Genomic DNA, 10,247 nt, shown 5'->3' on the forward strand with positions numbered 1-10,247 from the left:
TGGTGGCCCTCGGCCATTCCGCCGCAGTGCTCATCAATCAACTCCTGCAACGGAATGCCCGCTGGCGCGAGTTTGACACCCGGCTCGGCCACCCGCCCCGACACCGAATAACTGCGCATCCCGCTGTGATCCTCCGAGTGGCCCTCTTGAGCAAACCACGCGGCCCCGTGGCGCAGGATATCAGGCACCCAAAGCAGGGTTTCGACATTGTGGTTGAGCGTCGGGCGGCCAAAGAGGCCGTGTTCGGCAATGTAGGGCGGGCGGTGGCGCGGGAGGCCGCGCTTGCCCTCGATGCTTTCGATCATCGCGCTCTCTTCGCCGCAGATATAGGCCCCTGCCCCGCGCCTGATTTCAAACGGCACATGCGCAAGGCCGGCGTGCTCCAATGCCGCCACCTCGGCGCGCAGGATCTCCAGCACGGCAGGGTATTCATCGCGCATGTAAATGTAGATTTTCTCACAACCAACGACATGGGCGGCGATCAACACGCCTTCCAGCATCCGGTGCGGTTGGCGCTCTAGCCAGTAGCGGTCCTTGAAGGTGCCTGGCTCACCCTCGTCACCGTTGACGGTCATCAAACGGGGGGCTGCATATCCGCGCACAAAGCTCCACTTGCGCCCTGCGGGAAAGCCCGCCCCGCCAAGGCCGCGCAGGCTTGCATCAGAAAGGGCCTCTATGGCGCCTTCTGGGTGGATTTCGCCGCTGCGAATGCGCTCAAAAACCTCGTAGCCGCCCTCATCACGGTATGCGGCAAGCCCTTGATAACCCGGTATCACCGGCGAAAGCGGCTGCGTCACCGCGTCTGTCATCCGCTCAGCCGTGGCATGGTCAATCGCGCGCTTGCCCACCTGCCCCGCCGGGGCTGCGGCACAGCGGCCAATGCAGGGGACAGGTTGGATGCGCACGCGCTCCGGGTCAGTCGTGCTGCGCAATGTCTCGATAAGGGCGTCGGCCCCGGCCATGGCGCAAGACAGGCTCTCGCACACCCGGATCGTGACCGGGGCGGGGACACCCTCCCCCTCCTTCACCACATCAAAATGATGATAAAAGGTCGCCACCTCATAAACTTCGGCCTGCGACAGGCGCATCAGATCAGCCAGTGCCGCGAGATGGCCCGCTGAAAGGTGGCCGTAATGGTCTTGAATGAGATGCAGCGCCTCGATCAGCATGTCGCGCCGCCGCGGCATCTCGCCAAGCAGCCCCGCAACGGCCTCAAGCGCGTCCTCCTCCACCTGCCGCCCCTTGGGCTGGCTGGCATCACGGCGGGCGACCTGCTGCTTCATCCGGTTCATCGCTCTTGCCTCCCCTCCTGTTTTGCCCCCTTTATCGCACGATCACAGAAACAGGACAGGCCCGAGACGACCCTCACCCCGCCGGAAACGTCACTTTCCCGCACTTTGCAAAGAACAGCCCCCGCCGCAAATACCAGCAGCGCGGTAACGCAGCATTAACCTTAACGCACCAAAGTAGACCCACGGTACAGGCTGGGAAGCCGATGGCCGTGTAAGTAAATGCCCCGCTGTCGCTGGTCCTCGACCGTCCCGGCGGCGGGGTTCTTCCTTCTCTTATCCTTATCGCAAAACCTTGCTCATTTTCTTGCTGTAAATATCCGATCCCACAATCAGCAAACCATAGCACCCGGCGCTGCGATGCGCTGCACCGGCCACTTTTGGCCCAATCAAACAAAGATGCGCGCTACCAGGCGCTCAATTGGATGCGCTCAGGCCCATTCCCAGGGACGGGTAAAATTGCCGAGCGTGTGGGTGAGGGCCTCTTCGTCAACCTCACCGGTCTTACGCAACTGCGCCACCAGCCCGCGCTTTCTATCTTCAACCACCACAGCAACCTCGGCCGCGATATTGGCTTCGGCGAGGGCCGCGTTGTAGATGCGGGTGATCGCCATGCGGCGCAGGTCTGGTTTGAAGACCTTGCCAACAGCGGTTTTTGGCAATTCGTCAAGGATTTCGAGGTGCTTGGGATAGGCGGCGCGTTCGTGGATATTGGCGCGCGCAAACTCCATGAGTTCGTCAATGGTCACCTCTGCGCCATCCACCAGCTCGACATAGGCGCAGGGCAACTCGCCTGCATGGGCATCTGGCTGGCCGATGGCCCCGGCAAAGGCCACCGCCTCGTGTCCTGCCAGCGCCTCTTCAATCTCTGCGGGGTCAATATTGTGGCCGCCCCGGATGATCAGGTCTTTGGCGCGGCCGGTGATCCAGACGTAGCCCTGCTCGTCAATCCGGCCCAGATCGCCGCTGCGCAGGTAGATATCGTCGTGAAACAGATCGTGGTTCTTGTCCTGCTCGGTATAGGTGGAGCCCGCAAAAATGCCAGGATTGGAGATGCAGATCTCGCCCACCTCATCGACTCCGCATTCCTTGCGGCCATCGGGGGTATCACACAGGATTTTGACCTCGCAATAAGGCAGCGGCAGGCCAACCGATCCGATCTTCTTTTTGCCATCCGGTGGATTGCAGGCGACAAGGCAGGTGGCCTCTGTCAGCCCGTAGCCCTCAACCAACTCAACGCCCGTTGCCTTTTCAAAGCGGTTGAACAGTTCGACCGGCAGCGGCGAAGAACCGGAGAACGCAGTTCGCACGCTGCTCACATCGGCATCAACGGGCCGTTGCATCAGCGCCGAAAGCGCGGTGGGCACGGTGATGATAAAACTCACCTTCCAGCGCTCGATCAATTTCCAGAAATTATCAAACACCCCGTCGCCGCGATAGCCTGCGGGCGTGGGGAAGATCACATGCATCCCCGAGGAGACCGCCGCCATAAGGATGACGTGGACGGCAAACACATGGAAAAGCGGCAGCGGGCAAATCGTGTTGTCTTCGGGGCCAAACAGCAGCGTGTCACCGATCCAGCCGTTGTAGACCATGCCGGAGACCTTGTGTTGTGCCACTTTGGGCATCCCGGTGGTGCCGCCGGTGTGGAAATAGGCAGCCACGCGGTCTTCGGGCGGATCGAGGAATTCCAGGCCATCGGAGCGTTGTTTGGCCAGTTCCTTATGAAAATCAAGGTGGTTGGCGTGATGCGTGACCTCAATCTTGGGCCGAATGAACGGGATGATCCACCGCTTCAGCCCCGTCATGTAGCGCAGCAGATCAACCTCTAGAACGGTGGTGACATTGGGCGCGTATTTCACCGCTTCGGCGGCCTTTTGGGCCACATCGGTTTTTGGGAATGGCTTGAGCGTTACCAGCACCTTGGCCCCGGTTTCGCGCAGGATCGCGGCGATATGATCAGGCTCCAGCAGCGGGTTGATCGGGGCGACGATGCCGGCAACGGCGCCACCAAGCAGTGTCACCACAGTTTCAGTGGCGTTGGGCAGCAGATAGGCGACGACATCCTTTTCACCCACACCAAGGGCGCGAAACATGTTGGCGGCCTGCGTGACCTGTGCGTGCAATTCGTTCCAGGTGAGGGTTTCGGCAGGGTCTTTCGGACCCGAGAAAAACTGATAGGTGACCGCCGGGCGCGAACCGTAGGCTGCCTTTGTGCGCGAGATGAACTCATACATCGTTTTGGCAACGTCGCGCTCTTCCCAAGGCATTTCGCCTTCGATTTTCCGCAGATCGTCAGTGTTTTGGAAGCTCATGACCGGTCTCCTCCCCTGTCATCGCCCGGTTTTGCCAGGCTGATTGGCCCGATTGTGCGGGGGAAAGGCGGAAGGTTCAAGCGGGGCAGCAAAATGACGTGACGGAGAAAGCATTTAACACCCCGAAAAACGCTCTATGGCCAGTGGCCTGCCGTTTTTGCCGCGGATGCGGGGATTATTCTGCTGCGGCCAACCCTTCGGTGAACTGAAGGCGCGCGAGGCGGGCGTAAAGGCCGCCTTGGGCAACGAGGCTTTCATGGGTACCCTCGGCCACCACCTGCCCCTTCTCGAAGACCAGGATGCGGTCGGCCTTTTTCACTGTTGCCAGGCGGTGTGCAACGATCAGCGTGGTGCGCTCGGCTGACAGCGCCTCGACCGCCTCTTGCACGGCGCGTTCGCTTTCGGCGTCAAGCGCGGACGTGGCCTCATCAAGCAGCAAGACTGGCGCGTCGCGCAGGATGGCGCGGGCAATGGCGATGCGCTGCTTCTGCCCGCCAGACAGCATGGCACCGCGCTCGCCAACGTAGGTGCCATACCCTTCGGGCAGCTCGGAAATAAACTCATGCGCGGCGGCGGCGCGGGCGGCGGCCTCAACCTCTTCCATCGCGGCGTCGGGGCGGCCAAAGCGGATGTTTTCGGCCACGGTTGCGGCAAAGATCACCGGGTCTTGCGGCACCAGTGCGAGGTGGCTGCGCAGCGCCTGGCGGGTCATCGCATCAAGCCGCACACCATCGAGGGTCACTTCACCCGAGGCGGGATCATAAAACCGCAGGAGCATCTGGAAGATCGTGGTTTTGCCAGCGCCGGAAGGGCCGACAAGCGCCACGGTTTCGCCCGGTGCGATGTTGAAGGACACGCCCCCCAAAGCAGCCTCATCGGGGCGGGTTGGATAGTGGAACACCACGTCCTGAAAGCCGATCGCACCGCGCACCGGCTCTTCCAGCATGAAGGGTTGTGCCGGGTCTTGGACGCTGTCTTCGGCAACCAGCAGCTCGATCAGCCGCTCGGTGGCCCCGGCGGCGCGCTGCAATTCGCCCCAGATCTCCGAAAGCGCCGCAACAGAGCCTGCCATGATGCCCGCGTAGATCACGAATTGCACAAGTTCGCCGGCTGTCATCGCGCTGTCGCGTACATCCCGCGCGCCGATCCAGAGCACCCCGAGGATGCCGCAAAACACCACGAAGATGATCACGGCCGTCATCGCGGCGCGCACATTGATGCGCGATTTCGCGGCGATATAGCTCTTTTCGGTGACATCGGCGAAGGTGGCGCGGGAAGGCGCTTCATGGGTGAAGGCCTGCACGGTTTGCACCGCGAGCAGCGCTTCGGAGGCATTGCCGGAGGAGGCCGCGATCCAGTCCTGGTTTTCCTTGGAGAGCACCCGCAGGCGGCGGCCGAGCACGAGGATGGGCACGATCACCACAGGGATGATCCCCAGCACCATCAGCGTGAGCTTGGGCGAGGTGAAGAACATCAGGATCAGCCCGCCGACGAACAGCAGGATATTGCGCAGGAACCATGAGGCCGAGGAGCCGATCACCGACAGGATCAGCGTGGTATCAGTGGTGATGCGCGACAGCACTTCGCCGGTCATCAGCTTTTCATAGTAAGCGGGGGACATGCCGATCATCCGGTCAAAAATCGCGCAGCGGATATCGGCCACCACACGTTCGCCCAACCGGGTGACGAGCCAATAGCGCAGCGCCGTGCCCAGCGCGAAAACCAGTGCCACGAAGACCGCGCCAAAGAAGTAGCGATCCAGCAGGGACACATCCTGTGTGCCAAAATTATCAACCACCCGGCGGGCCGCCATAGGCAACACCAGCGAAACACCAGCGGTGAGCACCAGCGCGCAGAGCGCGGCGATGACCATCAGCTTGTAGGGCACAAAATAGGGCGTCAGCGCACGCAGCGTGCCGATGCGCTTGGAGGCTGGGCGGTCTTCGGTGCTGTTGGCAGGTGCGCGGGCCATGGTCTTTCCCTTATTTCGTGCGGATGCAGTATCGGGCCGAGGCCTGTGCCACAAGGGGGGCATTCTGCCGCGCAGGCGGTGCGAGCTGGGGTGCAATGGAAGAAAAAACGCCCTAGGCTGGTGCAGGGCAGTGTGAGGAAGGGGTCAGGCGATGCGGGCAAGCGGGATTGTGGTGGTGGCTTTTGCACTGGCGGTGGCCGGGTGCAGCGGCCAAGCGCCAAGGCAAGAGCCGGGTGCGCCGCGGCTGGCGCAAGGCACGCCGTCGACCGAGACCTATGTGTCATCAAGCCGCGCTCCGGGGATCCCAAAGGGATTTGGCGACCGTGATCCGCATGAGTGGGGCGCGCGCAGCCCCGATGATTACACCGTTCACGGCATTGATGCCTCGCGCTATCAAGGGGCGATTGATTGGCTTCCGGCGCGGCGCGCCGGGGTGCGCTTTGCCTGGCTGAAGGCGACCGAGGGCGGTGATCATCTGGACCCCGGCTATGCGCTCAACGCGCCTGCGGCACGGGCTGCCGGGGTGCCGGTGGGGGCCTATCACTTTTTCTATTTCTGTCGGGATGCGGTTGAGCAAGCGCAGTGGTTTATCCGCAATGTGCCGCGCCGGAAGGGGGATTTGCCGCCGGTGCTGGATATGGAGTGGACGCCGTTCTCACCGACCTGCACCGCAAGGCCAGAGCCTGCAAAGGTGCGTGCCTCGATCCGCGACTTCTCACGCATCATCACGCAGCATTACGGCACGAGGCCGGTGGTTTATACCACCCCGGAATTTTATGAGCAAAATGGGCTGGGGCAGATGCGCGGGCAGGAGTTTTTCCTGCGGGCGGTTTCAGCACATCCGTCTGAGCATTACCCCGGCGAGCGCTGGAGCTTTTGGCAATACAGCGGCACCGGCGTGGTGCCGGGCGTGGCCGGGAAGGTAGACCTGAACGCCTTTGGTGGCAGTCTGCGCGACTGGCAAGCATGGCTGGCCTCAAGGCGGCAGGGGTAAGGTTGGGGGAGCTTGGAGCGGGCGGCGGGAATCGAACCCGCGTCATTAGCTTGGAAGGCTAAGGTCTTACCACTACACAACGCCCGCAGTAGCGTAAGCGTGGGTATTTCATAGGGCATTGGCGGTCAAGGGGCTGTCGAAAGCAAAGCCTTCGGGGCGCGGAATTTTGCGCCCCGAAATGGCAGGCGGAGCGGGATCAGGATGAAAAGAATGCGCGGCAACAGGTATTACAACGGCCCGGTGAGTGACCATTTTGACGGGCTTCGGTTTCACTCTCCGGGGCAGCCGACAACAGATAAATCGCTGGGCGACTTGCTGCGCTGGCAGTGGAGCGCCAAGCGGGCCAAGTGGCCCAAGGAGGTGGCGATCACCCCGGCGGTGCCACCCGAGCGCAGCACCGCGCCGCGCATCACCATGGTGGGGCACGCAACGATGCTGATCCAACTGGCCGGGGTAAACCTACTGACCGATCCGGTGTGGTCAAACCGGGCCAGCCCGGTGCAATTTGCCGGGCCAAGGCGGGTAACGGCACCGGGCATCGCCTTTGATGATTTGCCGCCGATTGATGCGGTGCTGTTGAGCCACAATCATTACGACCATCTTGACCTTGCCACCCTGCGCCGGTTGCACGCCGCACACGCGCCCTTGATGGTGATGCCGCTTGGCACCGAGGTCACATTGCGCGGGGCCGTTCCGGAGGCGCGGGTAGTACAGGGGGATTGGGAACAGGCGATTGCTCTGCCGGCGGGGCTGAAGGCGCATTTGACCCCCTCGAACCATTGGTCATCACGTGGCCTTCGGGACCGACGGATGGCGCTGTGGTGCGGCTATTGGATCGAAACCCCGGAGGCGCAGATATGGTTTTCCGGGGATACAGGGTATGGCGATGGCGCGGTCTTTCGCGGCATCCGCGCCCACCATGGCGCACCTGACATCGCTTTGATCCCGATCGGAGCCTACGCGCCGCGCTGGTTCATGCGCTCACAGCATGTGAACCCGGAGGAAGCGGTGCAGATCTTTGAGGATGTGGGGGCGGCGCAGGCGCTGGGGTTTCACTGGGGCACTTTCCAGCTGACGGATGAGGCGCGCGAAGAGCCGCTGGAATTGCTGGCCACGGCACTGGCCGGGCGGGCGATTGATCCCAAGCGGTTTGTGGCACTGGCCCCCGGTGACGTGCATCAGCATGAAGAGCACCCCCTGCCCTAGCGGGCTGCACGGGCGATGTGCTTGCCACTATGGGGGAGTGTGTCATGCTGGTGAGGCCGGATGGGCAACCGCGTGGCTAAAGCGATGGCACGCACGACAACTTAGCGATACCGCTTGACGAAACGGCAGCACAAAACCCGATGTGACGCCGAAGCCAACCCTTGGGAGATATGTATGAAATTTCGCTTCCCCATCGTCATCATCGACGAGGATTTCCGGTCTGAAAACACCTCGGGGCTGGGCATCCGGGCGCTGGCCGACGCGCTGGAAACCGAGGGTTTCGAGGTGCTTGGCGTCACCAGTTATGGCGATCTGTCGAAATTTGCCCAGCAGCAAAGCCGCGCCTCGGGGTTCGTGCTTTCGATTGACGATGAGGAGTTTTCACCCGGTCCTGATCTGGACCCGGCCGTGGTGAACCTGCGCGCCTTCATCGAGGAGGTGCGCTGGAAAAACCCCGATGTGCCGATCTACGTTCATGGCGAAACCAAAACCTCGCGCCATTTGCCCAACGATATCCTGCGAGAACTGCATGGTTTTATCCATATGTTCGAGGATACGCCCGAGTTTGTCGCCCGCCATATCATCCGCGAGGCCAAGAGTTACCTTGAGGGGATACAGCCGCCGTTTTTCAAGGCGCTGCTCGATTATGCGGAGGATGGCTCTTATTCGTGGCACTGTCCCGGACATTCGGGCGGTGTAGCCTTTCTGAAAAGCCCGATTGGCCAGATGTATCACCAGTTTTACGGTGAAAACATGCTGCGGGCCGATGTGTGCAATGCTGTGGAAGAGTTGGGCCAACTGCTCGATCATAACGGCGCAATCGGCGCCTCGGAGCGCAATGCGGCGCGGATTTTTAACGCCGATCACTGCTTTTTCGTGACCAACGGCACCTCAACCTCAAACAAGATGGTTTGGCATCATTCGGTTGCGCCCGGTGATGTGGTGGTGGTGGATCGCAATTGCCACAAGTCTATCCTGCATTCGATCATCATGACCGGGGCAATCCCGGTTTTCATGCGCCCCACGCGCAACCACTGGGGCATCATCGGGCCGATCCCGCGCGCCGAGTTCGAGCCGGAAGCGATCAAGGCCAAGATCCGCGCCAATCCGCTGCTCAAGGGGGTGGACGCCGACAAGGTGAAGCCGCGCATCATGACCCTGACCCAATCCACATATGACGGGGTGCTTTATAACACCGAAGAGGTGAAACACGCATTGGATGGCTATGTGGATAGCCTGCATTTTGATGAGGCATGGCTGCCACATGCGGCGTTTCATCCATTTTACGGCACCTATCATGCGATGGGGCGCAAGCGGGGGCGCACCAAGCACTCGATCACCTACGCAACGCAATCGGTGCATAAGCTGCTGGCCGGGATCAGCCAAGCGAGCCATGTGCTGGTGCAGGACGCCGAGGAGATGAAGCTCGACACCCATCTGTTCAACGAATCCTACCTGATGCACACCTCGACCAGCCCGCAATATTCGATCATCGCAAGCTGCGATGTGGCTGCCGCAATGATGGAACCGCCGGGAGGCACCGCACTGGTGGAAGAGAGCATCGTTGAGGCACTGGATTTCCGCCGGGCGATGGCCAAGGTTGATGAGGAATACGGCGCCGAGGATTGGTGGTTTCAGGTGTGGGGGCCGGCCGACTTTGACGCCGATGGCGATGGCATGGGCCAGACCCGCGATTGGGTGTTGCGCAAAACCGATGCCGACGGCGTGCTCAGAAGCGGCGAGGATAGCTGGCACGGGTTTGGCGATATGGTGCCAGGCTTCAACATGCTTGATCCGATCAAGGCAACGATCATCACGCCGGGCCTCAACCTTGACGGGCGTTTCGAGGAGAGCGGCATCCCGGCCTCGATTGTCTCGAAGTTTCTTACCGAGCATGGCGTTGTGGTGGAAAAGACCGGGCTTTACAGTTTTTTCATCCTGTTCACGATCGGCATCACCAAGGGCCGGTGGAACACGCTGCTGGCCGCGCTTCAGCAGTTCAAGGACGATTATGACCGCAACCAACCGCTGTGGCGGATCATGCCGGAATTTTGCGCCGCCCAGCCCCAATATGACCGGATGGGGCTGAAAGACCTGTGCCAGACCGTGCATGAGCAATACGCCAAGCATGATGTGGCGCGGCTTTCGACCGAGATTTACCTGAGCGATCATCTTCCGGCGATGACCCCTGCCGAGGCGTTTGCCCATATCGCGCAAAGGAAGACCGAGCGGGTGCCGATTGACGATCTGGAAGGGCGGATCACCACCAGCCTTGTGACCCCTTATCCACCCGGTATTCCGCTGCTGATCCCCGGTGAGGTGTTTAACACCAAGATCGTGGATTACCTGCGCTTCAACCGTGAATTTGCCCGCGCCTGCCCCGGTTTTGAGACCGACATTCACGGGCTGGTCCGCGAAAAGGGCGAGGGTGGGCAGATGATGTATTTTGCCGATTGCGTGGCCGAATAGGG

6 protein-coding genes and 1 tRNA gene are annotated in these 10,247 nt (G+C 61.3%); 3 read left to right on the forward strand and 4 right to left on the reverse strand.

All coding sequences use genetic code 11. The annotated features are described in order from the left end of the window. The 3 genes from P1U55_RS14255 to P1U55_RS14265 form a co-directional block, all read right to left on the reverse strand. Window positions 1-1,292 (reverse strand): NAD(P)H-dependent oxidoreductase subunit E (locus P1U55_RS14255; protein WP_301048291.1); only part of this gene is annotated, 1,292 nt, incomplete at its 3' end. A gap of 428 nt (window positions 1,293-1,720) precedes the next feature. After that, window positions 1,721-3,604 carry an acyl-CoA synthetase gene (locus P1U55_RS14260; RefSeq protein WP_301048292.1) on the reverse strand — a complete coding sequence of 628 codons (1,884 nt, stop codon included), beginning with the start codon at window positions 3,602-3,604 and terminating at the stop codon, window positions 1,721-1,723. A 175-nt stretch (window positions 3,605-3,779) separates the two neighbouring features. After that, window positions 3,780-5,576 carry an ABC transporter transmembrane domain-containing protein gene (locus P1U55_RS14265; RefSeq protein ID WP_301048293.1) on the reverse strand — a complete coding sequence of 599 codons (1,797 nt, stop codon included), beginning with the start codon at window positions 5,574-5,576 and terminating at the stop codon, window positions 3,780-3,782. A 151-nt stretch (window positions 5,577-5,727) separates the two neighbouring features. Here P1U55_RS14265 and P1U55_RS14270 point away from each other — a divergent pair, with 151 nt between their 5' ends. Continuing rightward, window positions 5,728-6,570: a GH25 family lysozyme gene (locus tag P1U55_RS14270; RefSeq protein WP_301048294.1), complete on the forward strand. Its 843-nt coding sequence runs from the start codon at window positions 5,728-5,730 to the stop codon at window positions 6,568-6,570. A gap of 13 nt (window positions 6,571-6,583) precedes the next feature. Here the strand turns inward: P1U55_RS14270 and P1U55_RS14275 are convergent. Continuing rightward, window positions 6,584-6,657, reverse strand: a tRNA-Gly gene (locus tag P1U55_RS14275). 114 nt (window positions 6,658-6,771) lie between these two features. Here P1U55_RS14275 and P1U55_RS14280 point away from each other — a divergent pair. Both P1U55_RS14280 and P1U55_RS14285 read left to right on the forward strand, forming a co-directional pair. Then, window positions 6,772-7,776, forward strand: a complete 1,005-nt coding sequence (locus P1U55_RS14280) for an MBL fold metallo-hydrolase (RefSeq protein ID WP_301048295.1) — start codon at window positions 6,772-6,774, stop codon at window positions 7,774-7,776. Between the two features lie 174 nt (window positions 7,777-7,950). Then, on the forward strand, window positions 7,951-10,245 hold the full coding sequence (locus P1U55_RS14285; RefSeq protein WP_301048296.1) for an arginine/lysine/ornithine decarboxylase: 2,295 nt from the start codon (window positions 7,951-7,953) through the stop codon (window positions 10,243-10,245). The last annotated feature ends 2 nt before the right edge of the window (window positions 10,246-10,247 follow it).

The organism is Vannielia sp., assembly GCF_029212645.1.
Classification (GTDB): domain Bacteria; phylum Pseudomonadota; class Alphaproteobacteria; order Rhodobacterales; family Rhodobacteraceae; genus Vannielia.